General features: G+C 69.4%; 20 protein-coding genes. 12 read left to right on the plus strand and 8 right to left on the minus strand.

The features are described 5' to 3' along the window. Positions 1-48 precede the first annotated feature (48 nt). On the plus strand, positions 49-483 hold the full coding sequence (locus VMR86_10335) for a hypothetical protein (GenBank protein HTO07438.1): 435 nt from the start codon (positions 49-51) through the stop codon (positions 481-483). Here VMR86_10335 and groL read toward each other — a convergent pair. Together groL and groES are read right to left on the minus strand one after the other, a co-directional pair. Further along, on the minus strand, positions 480-2153 hold the full coding sequence (groL, locus tag VMR86_10340; protein HTO07439.1) for a chaperonin GroEL: 1674 nt from the start codon (positions 2151-2153) through the stop codon (positions 480-482). The genes VMR86_10335 and groL overlap by 4 nt on opposite strands. A gap of 5 nt (positions 2154-2158) precedes the next feature. Continuing rightward, positions 2159-2452 (minus strand): co-chaperone GroES, encoded by a 294-nt coding sequence (gene groES, locus VMR86_10345; protein HTO07440.1) that lies wholly within the window; start codon positions 2450-2452, stop codon positions 2159-2161. A 94-nt stretch (positions 2453-2546) separates the two neighbouring features. Here groES and VMR86_10350 point away from each other — a divergent pair, with 94 nt between their 5' ends. After that, on the plus strand, positions 2547-3335 hold the full coding sequence (locus VMR86_10350; GenBank protein HTO07441.1) for a secretin N-terminal domain-containing protein: 789 nt from the start codon (positions 2547-2549) through the stop codon (positions 3333-3335). Here VMR86_10350 and VMR86_10355 read toward each other — a convergent pair. Then, complete coding sequence (locus tag VMR86_10355) at positions 3332-4936, minus strand: acyl-CoA dehydrogenase family protein (protein HTO07442.1); 1605 nt, start codon at positions 4934-4936, stop codon at positions 3332-3334. The two genes, VMR86_10350 and VMR86_10355, sit on opposite strands and share 4 nt — an antisense overlap. A 172-nt stretch (positions 4937-5108) precedes the next feature. On the opposite strand from VMR86_10355, the gene VMR86_10360 reads away from it, so the two are divergent. Genes VMR86_10360 through VMR86_10380 form a run of 5 tightly spaced genes read left to right on the plus strand, consistent with a single transcriptional unit; the run spans position 5109 to position 11575 of the window. Next, positions 5109-5789, plus strand: coding sequence for a prepilin-type N-terminal cleavage/methylation domain-containing protein (locus tag VMR86_10360; GenBank protein HTO07443.1), 681 nt, complete (start codon positions 5109-5111; stop codon positions 5787-5789). A gap of 5 nt (positions 5790-5794) precedes the next feature. Beyond that, a complete protein-coding gene (locus VMR86_10365) occupies positions 5795-6235 on the plus strand; it encodes a prepilin-type N-terminal cleavage/methylation domain-containing protein (protein HTO07444.1) in 441 nt (146 codons plus the stop codon). A gap of 2 nt (positions 6236-6237) precedes the next feature. Beyond that, positions 6238-7287, plus strand: coding sequence for a prepilin-type N-terminal cleavage/methylation domain-containing protein (locus tag VMR86_10370; protein HTO07445.1), 1050 nt, complete (start codon positions 6238-6240; stop codon positions 7285-7287). Further along, positions 7284-7835 carry a PilX N-terminal domain-containing pilus assembly protein gene (locus tag VMR86_10375; protein ID HTO07446.1) on the plus strand — a complete coding sequence of 184 codons (552 nt, stop codon included), beginning with the start codon at positions 7284-7286 and terminating at the stop codon, positions 7833-7835. The genes VMR86_10370 and VMR86_10375 overlap by 4 nt, the downstream gene beginning before the upstream one ends. Continuing rightward, positions 7835-11575: a PilC/PilY family type IV pilus protein gene (locus VMR86_10380; GenBank protein HTO07447.1), complete on the plus strand. Its 3741-nt coding sequence runs from the start codon at positions 7835-7837 to the stop codon at positions 11573-11575. The genes VMR86_10375 and VMR86_10380 overlap by 1 nt, the downstream gene beginning before the upstream one ends. 183 nt (positions 11576-11758) lie before the next feature. On the opposite strand, the gene VMR86_10385 is transcribed toward VMR86_10380, so the two are convergent. After that, positions 11759-12094, minus strand: coding sequence for a PilZ domain-containing protein (locus VMR86_10385; protein ID HTO07448.1), 336 nt, complete (start codon positions 12092-12094; stop codon positions 11759-11761). A gap of 66 nt (positions 12095-12160) precedes the next feature. Here VMR86_10385 and metF point away from each other — a divergent pair, with 66 nt between their 5' ends. Then, a complete protein-coding gene (metF, locus tag VMR86_10390; protein ID HTO07449.1) occupies positions 12161-13021 on the plus strand; it encodes a methylenetetrahydrofolate reductase [NAD(P)H] in 861 nt (286 codons plus the stop codon). Position 13022: 1 nt separating this feature from the next. Here metF and VMR86_10395 read toward each other — a convergent pair whose 3' ends face one another. From VMR86_10395 to VMR86_10405, 3 genes are read right to left on the minus strand one after another with little or no spacing between them, the layout of a single operon-like run. After that, the gene (locus VMR86_10395; GenBank protein ID HTO07450.1) at positions 13023-13826 is read right to left on the minus strand and encodes a PAC2 family protein; all 804 of its coding nucleotides are present in this window, start codon (positions 13824-13826) and stop codon (positions 13023-13025) included. A 38-nt stretch (positions 13827-13864) separates the two neighbouring features. Continuing rightward, a complete protein-coding gene (locus VMR86_10400; GenBank protein ID HTO07451.1) occupies positions 13865-14842 on the minus strand; it encodes a diguanylate cyclase in 978 nt (325 codons plus the stop codon). After that, positions 14839-15165 (minus strand): Hpt domain-containing protein, encoded by a 327-nt coding sequence (locus tag VMR86_10405; GenBank protein ID HTO07452.1) that lies wholly within the window; start codon positions 15163-15165, stop codon positions 14839-14841. The genes VMR86_10400 and VMR86_10405 overlap by 4 nt, the downstream gene beginning before the upstream one ends. An 81-nt stretch (positions 15166-15246) precedes the next feature. Between VMR86_10405 and VMR86_10410 the strand changes: the two genes are divergently transcribed. Then, a complete protein-coding gene (locus VMR86_10410) occupies positions 15247-15720 on the plus strand; it encodes a hypothetical protein (protein ID HTO07453.1) in 474 nt (157 codons plus the stop codon). 2 nt (positions 15721-15722) lie between these two features. Beyond that, positions 15723-16478, plus strand: coding sequence for an SDR family oxidoreductase (locus tag VMR86_10415; GenBank protein HTO07454.1), 756 nt, complete (start codon positions 15723-15725; stop codon positions 16476-16478). Between the two features lie 119 nt (positions 16479-16597). Here VMR86_10415 and VMR86_10420 read toward each other — a convergent pair whose 3' ends face one another. After that, positions 16598-16822 (minus strand): hypothetical protein, encoded by a 225-nt coding sequence (locus tag VMR86_10420; protein ID HTO07455.1) that lies wholly within the window; start codon positions 16820-16822, stop codon positions 16598-16600. A gap of 97 nt (positions 16823-16919) precedes the next feature. Here VMR86_10420 and VMR86_10425 point away from each other — a divergent pair, with 97 nt between their 5' ends. Together VMR86_10425 and VMR86_10430 are read left to right on the plus strand one after the other, a co-directional pair. Next, positions 16920-18128, plus strand: coding sequence for an ATP-grasp domain-containing protein (locus VMR86_10425; protein ID HTO07456.1), 1209 nt, complete (start codon positions 16920-16922; stop codon positions 18126-18128). Between the two features lie 3 nt (positions 18129-18131). Then, positions 18132-18948, plus strand: an 817-nt coding sequence (locus tag VMR86_10430) for a CoA-binding protein (protein ID HTO07457.1), incomplete at its 3' end; no start/stop codon positions are given.

Below are 18948 nucleotides of genomic sequence, written 5' to 3' on the forward strand. Positions count from 1 at the left end.
CGGGCCGAGGAGTGGAGCGCCATTCCGGCACACACAGGGGGCTCGCTCATGCGCTCGGTTCTGTTCGGGGTCCTGGCTCTGTCTCTCGGCTTCGCATCGCTGGCTCATGCGGTCGGGTTCGCCAGCCCGTTCACCGACGAGGCGATCTGCGGGAACATCAGCGTGGCGCCCACGCTGGCGGGGCCGGGCAGCTACACCGGATCGACGCACTGCACGTCGATCTGCCGGGCAGTCTCCGCGCAGTGTCACCGCTTCGTGGTGCGCGTGGCCTCGTGCGACACGGCCTACGCGGTCTCGAACGCGGCGATGCAGGCGCGCAGCTGCAACGAGCTGGTCGAGGGCGCGGCGCGCATCCTGTGCCGCTCGGACGTGAAGAACACTCTGGTCGAGGCGCGCTCGACGATCGTGAGCCAGCGCGACGCGGCCTTCGACGGCTGCGACGGCTGGGAGTCCGACTGTCAGGCGGCCTGCATGGCGCCCTAGAAGTCCATTCCGCCCATGCCCGGCATGCCACCCATGCCGCCCATTCCGCCCATCCCGCCCATGTCGGGCGCACCGCCCGGCATCGGCGCGGGGGGCTCGGGCTTGTCGACGATCGCCGCCTCGGTGGTGATGAGCAGGCCCGCCACGCTGGCCGCGTTCTGCAGCGCGCTGCGCACCACCTTGGTCGGGTCGATGATCCCGTCCTTCACCAGGTCGGTGTACTGCTCGGTGGCGGCGTTGTAGCCGAAGTCACCGCCCTTCTCGCGCACGCGCGAGAGCACGACCGAGCCGTCCTGGCCCGAGTTCATGGCGATCTGGCGCAGCGGCGCAGTCACCGCGTGACGCACGATCTCGGCGCCGAGCGCCTCGTCGCCCGAGAGACCCAGGTCTGCGAGCGCCTTCTCGGCGCGCACCAGCGCCACGCCACCGCCCGCCACGATGCCCTCTTCGACCGCCGCGCGAGTGGCGTGCAGCGCGTCCTCGACGCGCGCCTTCTTCTCCTTCAGCTCGGCCTCGGTCGCGGCGCCGACGCGAATCACCGCCACGCCGCCCGCCAGCTTCGCCAGCCGCTCCTGCAGCTTCTCCTTGTCGTAGTCGGAGTCGGTCTCTTCGATCTGCTTGCGGATCTGCGCGATACGGCCCTCGATGTCGGACTTCTTGCCCGCGCCGCCGATGATCGTGGTGTTCTCGCGGTCCAGCACCACGCGCTTGGCCCGGCCCAGGTCGGCGAGAGTCACGTTCTCGAGCTTCACGCCCAGGTCCTCGGAGAGTGACTTGCCGCCGGTCAGCACACCGATGTCTTCCAGCATGGCCTTGCGGCGGTCGCCGAAGCCCGGCGCCTTGCAGGCGGCCACGTTCAGCGTGCCGCGGATCTTGTTGACCACGAGCGTCGCGAGCGCCTCGCCCTCGATGTCCTCGGCGATGATGATCAGCGCCTTGCCCGAGCGCGCCACCGCTTCGAGCAGCGGCACCAGCTCGCGCATGTTCGAGATCTTCTTCTCGTGGATCAGGAGATACGGGTCGTCGTACGCGCCCTCCATGCGCTCCGGGTTGGTCACGAAGTAGGGCGAGAGATAGCCGCGGTCGAAGCGCATGCCCTCGACCACGTCGAGCTCCGTGTCCATCGTCTTGGCTTCCTCGACGGTGATCACGCCCTCTTTGCCGACTCTCTCCATCGCCTCGGCGATCATCGCGCCGATCGACTCGTCGCCGTTGGACGAGACACGCCCGACCTGCGCGATCTCGTCCTTGCCGCGCACCTTGCGCGAGCTCTTGGCGAGCTGCTCGGTGATCGCGGCGACCGCGGTGTCGATGCCGCGCTTCAGCGCCATCGGCGCCGCGCCCGCGGCCACGAGCTTCAGGCCCTGCGCGTAGATCGCCTGCGCGAGCACGGTGGCGGTGGTGGTGCCGTCGCCGGCCACGTCCGAGGTCTTCGATGCGACCTCCTTCACCATCTGCGCGCCCAGGTTCTCGAACTTGTTCTCGAGCTCGACCGCCTTGGCGACGGTGACTCCGTCCTTGGTCGAGGTCGGCGCGCCCCAGCTCTTCTCGATCAGCACGTTCCGGCCGCGCGGTCCCATGGTGACCTTCACGGCGTCGGCGAGCGCGTCGACCCCGCGCTGCAGGCCGCGGCGCGCGGCCTCGTCGAAGCGAAGCTCCTTGGCACCCATCGCCGCTACTCCAGGATCGCGAGGACGTCGTCCTCGGAGATGATCAGGGTGTCCTCGCCGTCGAGCGTGACTTCGTTGCCGGAGTACTTCGAGAAGAGCACGCGGTCGCCCTTCTTGACGTCCATGGCGATCAGGTTGCCCTTGTCGTCCCGCTTGCCGGGGCCGGCGGCGATCACCTTGCCCTCGGTCGGCTTCTCTTTGGCGGTGTCGGGAATGATGATCCCGCCAGCGGTCTTCGACTCCTCGTCGATGCGCTGGACGATCAGCCGGTTGTGGAGCGGGCGGACTTTGGCTGCCATGGGGGTCTCCTTGTGATGGGTCGGCGGGGCCGCATCGTAAGGGGGCGTCCGAAGGAGTCAAGTCGGCGCGGCCGCGGCGCCGATCCGAGCGGCCATGAGGGCCGGAGTCATCGCCGCGGTCCTGTGTGTGCTGGTCGCGGGGAACGCCCTCGCGCAGGCCGGCTTCCGCATCTACGAGCCGCGCTCGCGCACGGCCGAGGAGCTGGCCCCCCTGGTCGCGCCCATGCTCGGGCCGGACGGCAGCGCCGTGGCGGACGCCCACGGAGGCAGCCTGGTGCTGGAAGGCGATCCGGCGGCGATCCAGCAGGCGCTTTCGGCGCTCGAGACGTTGGACCGGCCGCTGGCGCAGTACCGGATCGAGTCCGAGACCCGCAGCCGCGACTCGCTCGAGGGCGCCGCGGCGCGCATCGGCGGCTGGAGCGACCGCGGCACGTTCCGGGTGGCGCGCGTGTCGGCCGGCGCCGGCGCGGGCGCGCGCACGCACTCGGTCGCGGCCAGCGTGGTGGTGCTCGAGGGCCGCACGGCCGACGTCTGGACCGGGACCGAGGTGCCGCTGCACTTCGGCGGCGAGGTGGCGCTGGTGCCGGTGCAGAGCGGCTTCCGCGTGCGGCCGCGCACGCTGGGGACCGGCGAGATCGAGCTCGAGATCACGCCGATCATGGCGGAGCAGGGCCGGCGCGGCACGATCCGCGAGCTGGGCGCCGCCACGGCGCTGCGGGTCCGGCCCGGCGAGTCGCTCGCGCTCGCGGGCGTCGCCGAAGAGGCGGCCGAGCGCGGCGCGGGCTTCCCGGCCGGCGCGCGCGCCGAGGCCGGCACGAGTGACTCGCTGATCGTGGTGCGGGTGACTCCCTTCGAGAGCTTGCCCGCCGCGCCCGCGCGCTAGGCGACCAGCGCCCGCCCGATCACCTTCAAGAGGAGCGTCGCCTTCACGCCCTCGAAGATCGGCAGCACCTGGGCGTCGACCACGTAGCGGCTGATCGCGTACTCCTCGGCGTAGCCCCAGCCGCCGTGCAGGAGCTGCCCCTCCTGACTCACCGCGACCGCGACGTCGCAGGCGAGCAGCTTGGCCTGCGACGCGTAGGGCGCCGCGCGCCGTTCGTCCTCGTCCATGGCGGCGGCGGCGGCGTAGGTGATGGCGCGCGCCGCGGCGACCTGCGTGGCCATCCAGCCCAGCTTGTACTCCGTCAGCTGGAAGTCGATCAGCGGCTTGCCGAACTGGACCCGGTCGACCACGTATTCGGCCGTCTTCTCGAGCGCTGCCTGCGCCAGACCGCAGGCGCGGCCGCCGGTCTGGAGCCGGCCCGCGGCGAAGCCGCCCATCTGCAGGACGAAGCCCTTGCCGATGCCCGACTCACCGCCCACGGCGTGGTCGGCGGGCACGAACCAGCGCTCGAACGAGAGCGTGAACGAGTGCATGCCGCGGTAGCCGGGGGTGGCGTCGGCCTTGCCGACCAGGCGCCCGCCGCCGGGCTGCGAGAAGTCGAACTCGTGCCCGAGCGCGCGCGGCTTGGGCACGATGAACAGCGTGAGTCCGCGGTTGCCCTTCGACATGTCGGGGTCGGTGCGGCACAGCACGGCCAGCACGTCGGCGCGGCCGGCGAAGGTGCACCAGGCCTTGGGCCCGTTGATCTCCCAGCCAGCGACACCGTTCTGTGTCGCGCGTTCGGCGCGGCACTTCACCGAAGCGACGTCGCTGCCCACGTCGGGCTCGGTCACCGAGATGCCGACCATCAGCTCCCCCGCCGCGATCTTGGGCAGCCAGTGCGCCTTCTGCGCCTCGGTGCCGCCCGCGAGCAGCGCCTTGGCCAGGATCTCGGGCCGCGTGATCAGCGAGCCGGCCGCCGCGAGCGAGGCGCGCGACAGCTCCTCGGTGGTGATCACCATGGCCACGTTGCCCATCTCGACGCCGCCGTACTTCTCGGGGATCGAGAGACCGAAGTAACCCAGCTCCGACATGTTCTTGATGAACGACTCCGGCACGAGCTCGTCGTGGCGGTGGATGCGCTCGGCCTGCGGTGCCACCTCGGACTCGGCGAACGAGCGCGCGGCGTCGCGCGTGAGCACGAGGGTCTCGTCGAGCGGGCAGTCGTTCCGTCCGCGCTGCGCGGCCACCGCGCGCCCGATCGCGCGCACGCGCTCCTCGGACAGCGCTTCGCGCGCGAACGCCTGGCTCTCCTCGCTGGGCAGGTCGGCGGCGGTGAGTCCGTGCTCGGGGCCGTGGTCGCGCACCAGCCGCGACACGTCCGAGACCACCTGGCCGGCGAACACCGCGGCCTGCTCGCGGTAGATCCCGCCCGCGGACTCGGCCCAGGCCGCCAGGTCCTGGGCGGCGCGCAGCCGGGTCGCGACGTCGGCGAGCCGAGCAACGGCGACCTGTTGCTCGTCGATGTCGCGCGTGCGTGCGGCGGCAATTGCGCGCCCGAGCGGCGCCTGCAGCTCCGCGAGAGTCTTTCGGGTCCGGTCGATGCCCAGGGGGTTCGGCACGCGGGTCGCTCCTTAACTGAGAGAGGGACCAGTTGTGACGGAACCGCGCCCGCTCTGCAAGCAGGCGCGCAACGTTTGCGGGGTCGGCAAAGAGTGCGCGCTGCGGCGCGCGCTGCGGGCCCCGCGCCGGGGCATGCCCGTTGCTCCTTCCCCCGCCCGGAGGCGGAGCACCATGCAGACTTTTCGTACCCACGCGGGTTTCTCGCTGATCGAGATCATGACCGTGGTCGCGATCATCGGCATCATGACCGTGCTGGGTCTGGCGTCGCTGCGCGGCTACTCGCGGCACGAAGAGACTCGCAAGTACGCAGCTTCGATCGCCAACGTGCTGAACCAGGCGCGCTCGCAGGCGGTCACGGACGGACGCACCACGTTCGTCGTGTTCTCGGAGCCGACCAACGGCACGCTGCCGTTCGAGGTCGGTCAGATCGCGACGATCGTGACCGACACCGACGGCGACGGCAAGATCAGCTTCGGCGACGGCATCCGCCCGATCTTCGGGCCCAGCGGCAGCCAGAGTGCCGAGATCAGCCTCTACGGCCGGCACGGCCAGAACGCGCTGAAGACCGCGCCGATCCCGCCGGACGACCAGTCGAAGCAGATCACCGACGGCGTGATGGGCTCGCTCGACGACGGCATGACGCTGCCCAAGGACCCCGACTTCGGCGTGCCGATGGTGGTGTTCTCGTCGCGCGGCACCCCGGTGACTCTCTCCGCGCCCGACGACTGGGGCGCGGGCGCCGGTGGCGTGTACGTGACCGACAACGACCAGATGCTGCTCGCCGTGCTGGTCGAGCCGCTGGGCGCGGTGCACACCATGGCGTGGGACGACGCCTCGCAGAGCTGGAAGTGACCGCCATGAAGCACACGGTCACTCGCAAGCTATCGCGCGACGAGTCGGGTTACACGCTGATCGAGGTCATGATCGCGATGGCGATCCTGGGCATCGGCCTGATGTCGATCGCGGTCGCGCAGCTCACGGCGATCCGCATGACTGCGCGCAGCAAGAACATGCAGCAGGCGATGTTCCTGGCGCGCGAGGCGATGGACGACCTCGACGCCCGGCAGCAGCCCGGCGACCTGTTCCTCTCCACCAACGCCACCACGCCCGACGCGAAGAACCCGATCCAGGTCGGCAACGACCAGGAAGACGGCACGCGCTTCAACCGCCAGATCACGGTGACTCCGGGCGACCCCGAGGCCGGCATGGCGCGCGTGGTCGTGCAGGTGACCTGGCTGAACGCGGCGACCAGCGCCACGAACGTGGTCCAGCTCACGGCCACCAAGAGGATTCCTTGATCATGGGCAAGCGCACTCTCTCCGCCGCGGGCTTCACGCTGATCGAGATGATGGTCGTGGTGGTCATCCTCGGCGTGGTCACCGCTCAGCTCTTCACGGTCTTCGCCAACCAGAAGCGCGTGTTCACCAGCAACGACCGCGCGCTCGACGTGCAGGAGTCTGCGCGACTCACTCTCGACATGATCTCGTTCGACGCGCGCATGGCCGGCTTCATGGTGCCGCCGCGCGCCGCGGTGGCGAGCATCGACGGCGGCAAGGACCACGCGGACCGGCTGTGTCTGTCCTCGAACGGCTTCGTGCCGCCCATGAACCAGCCGGCGCCCGGGCTCGAGGGGCAGATCGACGTGTACGACGGCCTGCCGGTGTCGGCGGTCAGCGCGCTGGGCGTGGTCGAGATCCCCTTGCTCGACGTCGACGGCGACGGCAACCCCGACCTGGTCGCGGGCCAGGGCGTGATCGTCGCCTCGCACACCAAGTCGTACTGCGCGCGCATCCTGAGCATCAACATCCCGGGCCCCGGCAAGTGGGACCTCACGTTCGACGTGCCGGCCGGCGAGAACGCCTTCAACTATCTCGGCGCCGACGTGACCGATATGGTCGTCGTGCCCGCGAACATCTACGAGCTCAACGAGAAGACCATGGAGCTGCGGCGCAACACGCTGCTCCTGGCTTCGCAGGTCGAGGACTTCCAGGTCGAGTTCTGGCTCGACAACCCGGGCGTCAGCGACGGCGCCGTGCGCGCGGTGACTGCGGGCGTCGGGGTCGACGAAGGGGACAGCGAGTTTCCCGTCAACGACCTCAACAACCCCGACCCGCCCGCGGGGCCGACCGTGGCCAACAACGACGCGATCCGCCGGGTGCGCGTGAGTCTCACGGCGCGCACCGTGCGGGAAGAGCAGATCAACGCCGCTTCGGGCCACCTGCAGGGCTCGCGCCCGAAGCTGGCCAACCGCGACGGCGACCCGACTCCGGACACGTTCCGCCGCCGCAGCTTCAGCGCGAGCATCCTGCCTCGCAACATCAACATCGGAATGGACCTGACCCAATCATGACTCACACAAAGAACCAGAGACTGACTCGCGCGCTGCGCGACGAGAGCGGCATGGCGCTCTTGATCTCGGTGATCGTGCTGCTGCTCATGAGCGCGCTCGCGCTCTCGGCGCTACAGCGCGCCGGCGACGAGGCCATCGGCAGTGGCGGCTCGCGGCGCAAGGACGCGTCGCTGTACGCCGCCGAGTCCGGCCTCGCGAAGATCAAGGTCGGTCTGTTCGACCTGTACCTGTCCGGGTTCACCAGCGTCGACGCCACCAGGCTCCAGTTCTACGACCCGGCGATGGTGACCGACGCCTACGGCAACCCGATCGAGGTGAGCACCGGCAAGCCCGAGAACGGCGGTCTGCCGGCGACGCCGGCCAAGGTCGAGCCTGCGGCCGGAGCGACGCCGAAGACCCGCAAGGGCAACGACCTTCGCATCGGCGGTCACAACTCGACCAACGGCAAAGCCATGGCTTACCCGGCGGACGTCACCACGCGCGACGCCGCCAACAGCATCGGTCACATCCAGATCCAGTACAGCGTCTCGGAGGGTGGGGGTTACTAATGGCCTCGAAGCGTCTCGTCCGCATCCTGTCGCTCTTCGCAGCGCTCGCGCTCGCGCGCGAGGTCCGCGCGCAGGCCGGTGACCTCGACATCCTGTCGCGCACCGTCCCGCCGATCGTCATGCTGCAGTTCGATACCTCGGGCTCGATGAAGAACATCATCCTGCCCGACGCGTATCTCACTGCGCGCGGCGCCAACTATCCGACCACCATCACCTGGTGGAACAAGGCGAACGACGTCACGAACTTCCCGGCGTCGTTCCTGGCCAGCTCGAGCACGTACTACTGCGGCACGACCTCGGGCTGCACCACGACCTACGCGACGAAGCTCTACACGGGGTCGGCGGAGGACTTCCGCCCGACCTGCCAGATCTTCGCGGCCACCGCGGACGTGAACGCGAACAAGTCGGTGTGCGTCCCGCAGACGAACCCCACCGCCGCGGGCTGCAACAACAACGGCACCAACATTCCCAATGACGACCAGGACGACAGCAACCCGCAGGGCGGCTCGGCCACGATCAAGTGCTGGAACATGCCGCTGGGCTGCACCAACGTGCCCGCGGGCTGGACCTGCTCGACCACCACGCGCGCGCGCAAGAAGACCAGCACCACGACGGTGAGCCAGCCTTACACCGTGATCACTGCGCCCGACGTGTCGTTTACCAGCACGACCGACTATCCGCCCAACTACCTGTGGTGGATCGTGCAGCAGATCTACCTGGGTCACACGCCTGTGCCGTTCATCGCCGAGGACCGCAACGGCGCCGGCAAGGACGCGATCACCCAGCTCGTGAACAACGTCAACATCGACGGCCAGCCCGACCGCGTGAAGTTCGGTCTCTCGCGCTACGACTCGGGCTCGAACGGCGGCTACACCGTCGTGGTGCCCGACCTGAACAACAAGGCGACGCTGCTGTCCACGCTGGCCTCCTTGCCGGCGAGCGGCGGCACGCCGCTGTCCGAGACGCTGGTCGACACCGCGCGCTATCTCGCGGGCGCCGACAAGCTCGGCAAGTACCCCCAGTACAACCGCAGCCTGACCGGCGCGACGGTCGCCGCGTCTTCGGCTCCGCAGAGCCCGGTCACGAGCTCGTGCGAGAAGCTGTTCATCGTGGCGATCACCGACGGTCTGCCGACCAGCGACAACAACGACCACTACACGCACTCCGCGCCCAACGGCGGTGACTCGTTCGCGCAGACCTTCCCGTCGCCGTACACCAGCGACGGCAGCTACCTCGACGACGTCGCGAAGAAGCTCTACGCGACCGACCTGCGCACGACCCTGTCGGGCAACCAGAACGTGATCACCTACACGGTCGGCTTCACGGTCGCCTCGACGATCCTGCAGAACGCCGCGACCCAGGGTCACGGCCTCTACTTCCAGTCGAACAACGCCAACGACCTGGCGGACTCGCTGACCGGTGCGATCACCGACATCATCGCGCGCAACACCACGCTGACTTCGGCCACCGTGCCCGCTACGCGCAGTGCGTTCGGCAACGGCTTCTACACGGCCTACTTCGTGCCCAGCGGACACAAGCCGGTGTGGCCGGGTCACCTGGAGGCCTACACGCTGTCGGCCGACCTGCAGGTGCTCGACGACAACAACAACCCGGCGATCGACCCGGTCACGAACCTGTTCTTCGAGCCGCGTCACCCGCACTGGGATGCCGCGAACACGATGATCCAGGACTACAACAGCCGGACGCTCTACACCACCAAGGGCACCACGCGCATTCCGTTCACGGACGCGAACCTGGTGGATCCGAACCAGGTGACTGCCAGCGCGACCAACCTCACCACGGTGATGTTGGGCCTGGTCGACTCCGACAAGGACCGCTACCCGCAGCCGCGCACCGACGCGTCGATCACCGATCCGAACGACCCGAACGGCGCGGTGTCCTACAAGCGCCTGGGCAGCTCGATCGTGAACTGGGTGACCGGCAAGGACGCCTTCCGCGAGGACGGCAACGATCCCAACGCGGTGCGGCCGTTCGTGTTCGGCGACGTGTTCCACTCGAGCCCGGTCGTGGTGGGCCCGCCGCCCGGCACCATGCGCTTCGAGACCGGCTTCGGGCCAGTGACTGACCCGAACAGCTTCATGGGCAAGTTCGCCCACCGCGAACGCGTGCTCTACGTCGGTGCGAACGACGGCTTCCTGCACGGCTTCCGCGCAGGCACCTTCGTCGACCCCAGCGCCAGCGTCGTGGGCGACGAGTACTACACGCCGGGCACCGGTCACGAGGTCTTCGGCTACGTGCCGGGGTTCCTCCTGCCCAAGCTGAAGCTCCTGCCGCGCGACAACATCGCGAAGCAGTACTTCGTCGACGGCGAGCCGACCGCGGCCGACGCGTGGATCGACTACAACAGCGACAACGTGAAGGACCCGACCGACTGGACGACCGTGCTACTCACTCCGATGCGCGAAGGCGGCGCGGGCATCCTGGCCCTCGACGTCACTGACCCGAACGCGTCGAGTGGCAACCACGGTCCGTACCCGCGGCTCATGTGGGAGTTCACGAACGCGAGCCTCGGCCAGACCTGGTCGCGCCCGATCGTCACGCGCGTGCGCGTGAAGGCGGCGGCCGGCACGGGCGACCACTGCGGCGTCGGCTACGACTGCATCGAGCAGTGGGTGGCGATCTTCGCCGCGGGCTACACCAACGAAGGCAACCCGAACATGGGCGTCTACGTGAGTGACCCGAACTCGCCGAGCTATGCGGCGGGCAAGGGCATCTTCATCGTGCGCCTGAAGGACGGCTCGGTCCTGGCGCAGCTCAAGCCCACGGCCACGGGCACGCTGTCCAACATGAAGTACGCGATGGCGGCAGAGCCCTCGGTGCTCGACCTCGACGAGGATGGATTCGCCGACGTGATCTACGAAGGCGACCTCGGCGGCCAGCTGTGGAAGTGGGACATCTCCGCGGTCGGCGTGCTGACCGGCGGCGTGGTGCCCACGACCGTGTGGCCCGCGGGCATCCTGTTCCAGGCTCCCGTGGCGACGGTCGCCGCGGGCGTGAAGCACTACCACAGCATCTTCACAGGTGCGGGTGCTGCGATCATGAAGGTGAAGGGTCAGGACGTGCTGACGCTGACGTTTGCGAGCGGCGAGCGCGCCGATCTCGGCTATGCCGGTGTGGCCGCGAGCGACCCGAACGCGATCACGGGCCAGTACGACGACAACAACCGGTTCTGGGTGGTCCAGGACACGACGCCGACCGGCGCGGGTGCGTTCCCGTCGAACCTGCCCATCTACGAGACCGCGTCGAGCCCGCACGACGGACTCACTGACATCACTTACACGGATCGCGACGACAACCCGGACGACAAGGGCTACTTCTTCCGGATCCCGAACGGTGAGAAGTTCATGACCGACATGATCATCTTCGAGGGCGTCGTGCTGACCCTCTCGTACCTGCCGGATGCCGCGGGCGCCGGTGCGGACGGGAGCTGCGCGCTCGGTGGTGACACGCTCGAGTACGCCTGGACGCTGGCCAATGGCGTGGGCGTGCTCACCGGCACCAACGGCTCGAGCGGCTCGGGTGGAAGCGTGACGACGGTGCGCAGTCAGCCGCTGGGCAACGGCGCGCCGACCAACCCGCGAATCACGGTCTCGAAGGGCTCCGACGGCACCGTGGTGATGAACTCGACGGCGCAGACCTCGATGGGTGAGGTCCAGCACCTGGGCGGTCTGCCGACCGTCGACCCGGTGAAGCCAGTCTTCTGGCGACAGGAGTTCTGAGCAAGTCACACACTCTCTGCTGAGAGAGAGCCCGGAGTCGGAAACGGCTCCGGGCTCTTGTGTTTCATGGGCTACGCTCGCCTGCGGCGAGCGAAGTCAATCAGGGGCGAGGCGAAGGCCGCCCTGAGCCTCGCGCGCAAGGTCCGAAGGACCGCGCAGTGAGCCGCAGGCGAACGAAGTCAATCAGTCGGGGTCTGGCTTTTCCAGCTGCTCGACGGCCCAGCGGAAGAAGTCGACGAACTCGCGGGGCGGCTCGTGGAGCTGCACGCCGAACGAGGGCGCGGGGTCGGACGTGGTCCAGCGCACCTCGCCGCGCAGGTTGATCGACTCGCCCGACTCCGGGTTCTCGAAGGCGAGTGAGATCGGGCACTCGGGGCGCGGCAGGTCGCTCGAGCGCACCAGCAGGCCGGCTCGGGACACGTTCTTCAGGTGACCGACGCCCTCGGCGCCCTCGGCCATGAAGCGGATCGGGATCCGGGAAGTCAGGACTCGGCGGCGCGCGCGCGCAGAAGCGTTCACGCCGGTAGAATCGGAGCTTGCCCGAGCGGCCTTGAGGCACTCCCGGGCGCAGCAGGCGAGGAAGTCATGCGGATCCGCGACCGATTCGGGCGAGGCCGGGCGATCGTCTCGTTCGAGTTCTTCCCGCCCAAGACCGAGGCGGGCTTCGAGTCGCTGTTCCGTGCCATCGCCGAGCTGAAGGAGCTGTCGCCGGCGTACGTGTCAGTCACCTGGGGCGCCGCCGGCTCCACGCGGCGCAAGACCGTCGAGCTCACGGCGCGCATCCAGGACGAGATCGGAATCACGGCCATGTCGCACCTGACGTGCGTGGGCTCGAGCGCCGACGAGCTCACGGCCACGCTCGGCCAGCTGCGAGCGCTCGGCATCGAGAACGTGCTCGCGCTGGGCGGCGATCCGCCGGAGCACTACGCGCCGCCGCCCGGCGCGCTGTGCTACGCGAACGAGCTCGTGGCGCTGATCCGCGGCGGCTTCGACTTCTGCGTGGGCGCCGCCTGCTACCCCGAGACGCATCCGCGCGCACCGAGCGCGGAGAGCGACCTGGCGATGCTGGTACAGAAGGTCGCTGCCGGCGTCGACTTCCTGATCACGCAGCTGTTCTTCGACAACGCCGACTACTTCGCGTTCGTGGCGCGCGCGCGCGCCGCGGGAATCACCGCCCCGATCGTGCCCGGCATCATGCCGATCGTGAGCAGCGCGTCGATCCGGCGCATGACCGCGCTGTGCGGCGCGCGCCTTCCCCCCGAGCTCGACCGCGCGCTCGAGCGCGCCGGCGACGACGACGAGCGCACGCAGGCAGTCGGCATCGAGTGGGCGACCGAGCAGTGCCGCGAGTTACTCGCGCGCGGCGCGCCTGGCCTGCACTTCTACACGCTGAACCGCTCGCCGGCGACGCGGCGCATCCACGAGCAGCTGGGGCTCTCGAGCTGACCTACTGCGAGAATGCGCGGCGCTTGAGCTCGCGCACGTAGGCCGAGAGCTGCGGGTCGGCGGCGATCGCCTCGGAGACCTCCTGGTCGAAGGTCGCCGCGGCGGTCTCGAGCGCGGCCTTGTCGATCGGGAAGCCCGTCGCCGCTTCGACGCGCTGCAAGAGCGCGAGCGCGGCGCGCGAGTTCGGCGATGCCTGCACGTAGTGCGGCAGGCGCGCCCAGAGCGAGAGCGTGGGCGTGCCCTCGCGCGCGAGCAGCTCGCCCAGCACGCCGACGATGCCGGTCGGGCCCTCGTAGCGCGACGCCGAGAGACCGAGCTTCTGCGAGAGCTCGGCGTCGGTGCTCGAGCCCACGACCTGGATCGGCTGTGAGTAGATGACTTCGTCGAGAAACGCGCCGAGCAGGATCACGAGCCGCGCGTCGACGCGGCGCACGAGCTCCGCGATCTCGGCGCAGAACGCGCGCCAGCGCAGGTGCGGCTCGACGCCCAGCCCCACCACCAGGTCGAACTCGTGTGTCTCGCTGCGGATCGCGAAGAACTCGTGATCGGGCCAGCGGATCTCGCGCCGTCCTCCTTCGCGCGGGCGCACGTGCGGGCGCACGACGGTGAAGTCGAGGAACTCCTCGGTGTCGAGCGAGGCCAGCGGACTCGCGCTGAAGGTCTGCAACAGGTGTGCGAGCGCCGTGGTCGCGGCCTCGCCACCGTCGTTCCAGCCGGCGTACGCGAGGATCACGATCGGCGTCCGCAGATCGGTCGCAGCGTCGAAGCGCAGGGCCCGGCTGCGCGGCCCGGATGCGTCACTCACGCTGCAGAGGCTCGCACACGAAGCGCGCGCGCGCGAGCTTAGTGGCCCTCGCCTCCGTCGCTGCCGAGCGCGAGCGGATTGCCCGTCGCGAGCAAGAGCTCGCCGGAGCGGTACAGGTGCACGCAGTTGCGCCCGGCGTCCTTCGACGCGTAGAGCGCCAGGTCCGATGCCTTGAGCAGCGCTTCCGGAGTCAGCTCCGCGGCCAGGTCCTCGGTGCACGCGACGCCGAAGCTCGCGGTCACGCTCACGACCTCGGTGCGCGCCTCGAAGTGGCGGCTCTCCGCCGACGAGCGCAGGCGCTCCGACACGTACATCGCCGAGCGCAGGTTCGTGTCGGTGAGCAGGATCGCGAACTCCTCGCCGCCGTAGCGCGCCACGATGTCGGAGCGGCGCGCGTAGGCGCGCAGGCCCTCGGCGATGCCCTGCAGCACGATGTCGCCGAACAGGTGCCCGTAGTCGTCGTTCACGCGCTTGAAGTGGTCCACGTCGACCAGCACCAGCGACAGCGGGCGCCCGTAGCGGCGCGCGACGTTGAGCTCGGACTCGAGTCTCTGGTCGAGATAGCGCCGGTTCCACAGGCCCGTGAGCCCGTCGAGGTGTGACTGCTGCTCGAGGATGTCCTGCAGGCGCTTGGCGCGCAGGGCGGCGCGCACGCGCGCGCGCAGCTCGACCTGGTCGAAGGGCTTGGTCACGTAGTCGACCGCGCCCAGGTCCAGCCCGCGCACCTTCGACTCGGTGTCGGCGGTGCCGGTCAGGAAGATCACGGGAATGCCGCGCGTCGCGGGGTGCTCCTTGAGCCGGCGGCACACCTCGAAGCCGTCGACGTTCGGCAGCCCGATGTCGAGCAGGATCAGGTCGGGCTGGTCCGCGACCGCGCGCTCGATGCCGCGCTCGCCGTCGACCTCGCCGATCACCTCGAGGCCCTCGGGCCGCAGGCGCGCGATGACGAGCTTGTGGATCGACTCACTGTCGTCGATCACGAGCACGCGATTCGGGTTCGGGACTTCCGGATTCACGGCGCCCCCGGAACCACGACCGCGCGCAGCGTGGCGCACAGCGCCGCGGCGCGGTCCTTCACCACGGCGTCGTCGGCGCCCTGCTTCAGCGCGGACTCGAGCGACGCCGCGAGCTCGGTGATGGTCGGAAAGCCGTAGCCGCCGCCCGCACCCTTGAGCTGGTGCGCGAGTGTCTGCAGGTCGCGCAGCTCTCCGGCCGCCAGGTGCGACTCGAGCTTGGCCACGCGCGCGGGCAGCTCCGCAGCGAACTCACGCACGATCTCGAGCATGTCGGGATCGTCTTCGTAGGTGCTGCGGATCGGTCCCATCTGCACTTGCCTCATGAACGCGCTCCGTCTGAGCGCTTGGCCTTCCTACATCGGCGGGGCGCAACTGTGGGTTGATGGCTCGGCTATCATGCGCGGATGCGCTCCAACGAAATCTTTTCGCAGATGACTCCCGACGCCGCGCTCGCCTTCCTGGACGAGGTCCACCGCGATGCGCCGCGCGTCGAGGAGATCGCGCTCTCCGCCGCCGCCAGCGCCTTCCGGCTGCGGCCCGTGTTCCTGCGCCGCCAGCCGCGCAAGCGCCAGTCCGAGTGGATGCGACAGGCGCTGTCGCGCAATGCCTTTGCCGCCGTGGCGGAGGAGGTGCTGGCGGAGTACTTCCTCGAGTATCATGCCGAGCTCTTGGGCGAGCTGCTCGACGCGTTGGGGCTCGAGCACGAGAAGGGCGTGCTCAAGGGCGACGGCCCGCCCGTCTGTCCCGACAAGACCAAGCTCGAGGCCGCGGTCGCCGGCTTCCGCAAAGGCGAGAACGCGCCGCGCCGCGAGTTACTGCTGCGCGCGTTCGCGGCGCAGAGTGCGGTAGATTGGCCCGAATTGGAGGCATTGTTGTAGCCATGGATCTGGGGCTGGCCGGCAAGGGCATCGTCGTCACGGGTGGCAGCAAGGGCATCGGGCGCGCGGCGGCGCTGCAGTTCGCCGACGAGGGCGCGCACGTCGCGATCTGCGCGCGCGGCGCGCCAGCGCTCGAGAAGACCGCGGGCGAGCTGCGCGCGAAGGGCGTGAAGGTGTTCGCGCACGCGGCGGACGTGTCGCGCGCCGCCGAGCTCGACGCGTTTCTCGAAGCCGCGCGCGGCGCGCTCGGGCGCATCGACGTGCTGGTCAACAACACCTCGGGCTTCGGCACGAGCGACGACGAGAACGGCTGGAAGACCTCGTTCGACGTCGACGTCATGGCCAGCGTGCGCGCCTGCTGGAAGGTGGTGCCGTGGATGACCGAGCAGGGCGGCGGCGTCATTCTGCACATCTCGTCGACCTCGGCGCTCGAGGCCGGCAGCCCGCCCGCCTATGCGGCGGCCAAGGCGGCCCTGATCAGTCACTCGAAGACGCTCGCGATCGCGCTCGCGCCCAAGAAGATCCGCGTGAACGTGATCGCCCCCGGCTCGATCGAGTTCCCGGGCGGCGTCTGGGAGACGATCAAGCGCGTGAACCGCGCCTTCTACGACTCGATCCAGGCCTCGATCCCCTGGAACCGGCTCGGCAGCGCCGAGGAAGTCGCGAACGCGATCGTGTTCGCCGCCTCACCGCGCGCAAGCTGGGTCACCGGCGCCTGCATCCCCGTCGACGGCGGACAGCACAAGGGGAACCTGTAAGAGGCCGAGCGAAGGCCGCCCTGAGCGAGGCCCGCAAGCGCCGGAGCATGGGTAGGGTGCCCATGCGATCACCGGTCAGTCGCGCGCAGTGAGCCGCAGGCGAACGAAGTCAGTCAGACTTAATCGTTGTCCTCTTCGTCGCCCATGCGGCGTTCCATCGCGCCGTTGAGCTCGTTCTGGACCTTGGCGCCGATCTTCTTCGGGATCGGCTCGGCCGGTTGCGCGGGCGTCCGGAAGCCGGCGAAGAGCCCGCCGAACGCGCCGTCGGTGCCCTTGGTCAGGATCTCCGCGCCGGCCCACACGGCGAGCACGAGCAGCACGAGTCCAAGGATCTTGGCGACCATCCTGGTCTCCTCTCTTCCCGTGTATCGACCCCTGCGAATTGCCCCTTTCGGGCCCGTGGAGTAAAACGGGCTCCCCGACCAGACCCGAGGAGGAGCCGTGCGCTTCTACGAGTACGAGTCCAAGCAGCTCCTGGCGCGCCACGGCATCGCGCTGCCGAAGGGCTCGCGCATGGCCCGGAGCGGCGCCGAGGCGCGCGAGATCGCGGCGGCGATCGCCGGCCCGGTGGTGCTCAAGAGTCAGGTGCTGACCGGCGGGCGCATGAAGGCGGGCGGCGTGCTGTTCGCAGACACTCCCGAGCAGGCGTCGGCCGCGGCCGAGAAGATCCTCGCGCTCGAGATCAACGGTCACCAGCCGCGCGGCGTGCTGGTCGAGGGCCGCGAGCCCGTGGCCCAGGAGTACTACCTGGGAGTCACCTGGGACGGCATCGCCAAGCAGCCGGTGATGATCCTGTCCGACATGGGCGGGATCGACATCGAGGAGGTCGCGGAGAAGCACCCCGACCACATCGCGAAGAAGCACTTCTCGACGCTGCTGCCGTTCTCGGAGTTCCGCGCCAAGGAGCTGGTCGCGCAGCTGCGCGTGCCGCCGGCGGACCTGAACCCGCTGATCCGTTTCGCGGCGCCGCTGGCGCGCATCTTCGCGCAGTACGGACTCACGCTGGCCGAGATCAACCCGCTGGCCAAGCTCGCCGACGGCTCGTTCGTGGCGCTCGACGCGCACGTCGACATGGAGGCCGAGGCGCGCGGCCAGCACAAGTCACTCCTGAAGGAGCTCGGGATCGGCGAGGACGAGACGCGCATGGCGCGCGCCCCCACGCGCTTCGAGCTCGACGGCGCCGCGATCAACGCCGCCGACCACCGCGGCGTCGCCGGCAACGTGACCGAGTTCGACGGCACGCTCGGGCTGATCATCGGCGCCGGCGGCGGGTCACTCACGCTGTTCGACGCGGTGCGCAAGCACGGCGGCGACCCGGCGAACTACTGCGAGATCGGCGGAAATCCCAGCGTCGGCAAAGTCGCGAACCTGACCAAGCTCATCCTGGCCAAGCCGGGCGTGCGCAAGGTCGCGGTGATGATGAACGTGGTCTCGAACACGCGCGTCGACATGGTGGCGCGCGGCGTGATCAAGGGAGTCATCGAGTCGGGCGCCGACCCGGCGGAGAAGATCGCGGTGTTCCGCATCCCCGGCTCGTGGGAGCAGGAGGGCGAGAAGCTGCTGCGCAAGTACGGCGTCGAGTTCTGCGACCGCAAAGTGTCGATGTACGAGGCCGCGGGCCGCGCCGTCGCCAAGATGAAGGGGAGCTGACCCGTGTCGATCCTCATCACCAAGGACACCACCTGCGTGATCCAGGGCATCACCGGCCGCGAGGCGGTCTCGATGACCCGCGAGTGTCTCGACTACGGCACCAAGATCGTCGGCGGAGTCACTCCCGGCCGCGGCGGCCGCGAGGTGCACGGCGTGCCGGTGTACGACACGCTGGAGGAGATCGCGAAAAAGACGCGCGTCGACGCCTCGGTGATCTCGGTGCCGCCCGCGTTCGCCCGCGACGCCGCGTTCGAGGCGATCGAGAACGGCGTCCGGCTGATCGTGATCGTGACCGAGAACATCCCGCGCTTCGACGTGGCGCAGATGGTCGAGCTCGCCAAGCTGCGCGGCGCGCGCATCATCGGGCCGAACTGTCTGGGCGTGCTCTCGCCGGGCGAGGCCAAGATCGGCGGCCTGGGCGGGCGCGCCGTCGACGCGCGCAAGGCCTTCACCAAGGGCCGCGTGGGCGTGATGTCGCGCTCGGGCGGCATGACCACCGAGATCTGCAACACGCTCTCGGCCGCGGGCCTGGGTCAGTCGACCGCGGTCTCGATCGGCGGCGACGCGATCATCGGCTCGAGCTACGCCGAGCTCATGCCCTCGTTCGAGCAGGACCCGGAGACCGACGCGATCGCCATCTACTCCGAGCCGGGCGGCCGCATGGAAGCGGACCTCGCTTGCTGGGTCGCCGAACACAAGTCGCGGCTGCCGATCGTGGCGTTCATGGCCGGCCGCTTCATGGACGCCATGCCGGGCATGCGCTTCGGCCACGCCGGCACGATCGTCGAGGGCAAGGCCGACACCACCGCGGAGAAGATCG

This window comes from Myxococcota bacterium (assembly GCA_035498015.1).
Taxonomy (GTDB): domain Bacteria; phylum Myxococcota_A; class UBA9160; order SZUA-336; family SZUA-336; genus VGRW01.

Coding starts and splice junctions, on each gene's coding strand:
- VMR86_10380 (HTO07447.1), top strand. CDS start 7,835: ATGGCCTCGAAGCGTCTCGTCCGCATCCTGTCGCTCTTCGCAGCGCTC.
- VMR86_10365 (HTO07444.1), top strand. CDS start 5,795: ATGAAGCACACGGTCACTCGCAAGCTATCGCGCGACGAGTCGGGTTAC.
- VMR86_10410 (HTO07453.1), top strand. CDS start 15,247: ATGCGCTCCAACGAAATCTTTTCGCAGATGACTCCCGACGCCGCGCTC.
- VMR86_10375 (HTO07446.1), top strand. CDS start 7,284: ATGACTCACACAAAGAACCAGAGACTGACTCGCGCGCTGCGCGACGAG.
- VMR86_10415 (HTO07454.1), top strand. CDS start 15,723: ATGGATCTGGGGCTGGCCGGCAAGGGCATCGTCGTCACGGGTGGCAGC.
- metF (HTO07449.1), top strand. CDS start 12,161: ATGCGGATCCGCGACCGATTCGGGCGAGGCCGGGCGATCGTCTCGTTC.
- VMR86_10350 (HTO07441.1), top strand. CDS start 2,547: ATGAGGGCCGGAGTCATCGCCGCGGTCCTGTGTGTGCTGGTCGCGGGG.
- groL (HTO07439.1), bottom strand. CDS start 2,153: ATGGGTGCCAAGGAGCTTCGCTTCGACGAGGCCGCGCGCCGCGGCCTG.
- VMR86_10335 (HTO07438.1), top strand. CDS start 49: ATGCGCTCGGTTCTGTTCGGGGTCCTGGCTCTGTCTCTCGGCTTCGCA.
- VMR86_10370 (HTO07445.1), top strand. CDS start 6,238: ATGGGCAAGCGCACTCTCTCCGCCGCGGGCTTCACGCTGATCGAGATG.
- VMR86_10360 (HTO07443.1), top strand. CDS start 5,109: ATGCAGACTTTTCGTACCCACGCGGGTTTCTCGCTGATCGAGATCATG.
- VMR86_10420 (HTO07455.1), bottom strand. CDS start 16,822: ATGGTCGCCAAGATCCTTGGACTCGTGCTGCTCGTGCTCGCCGTGTGG.
- groES (HTO07440.1), bottom strand. CDS start 2,452: ATGGCAGCCAAAGTCCGCCCGCTCCACAACCGGCTGATCGTCCAGCGC.
- VMR86_10405 (HTO07452.1), bottom strand. CDS start 15,165: ATGAGGCAAGTGCAGATGGGACCGATCCGCAGCACCTACGAAGACGAT.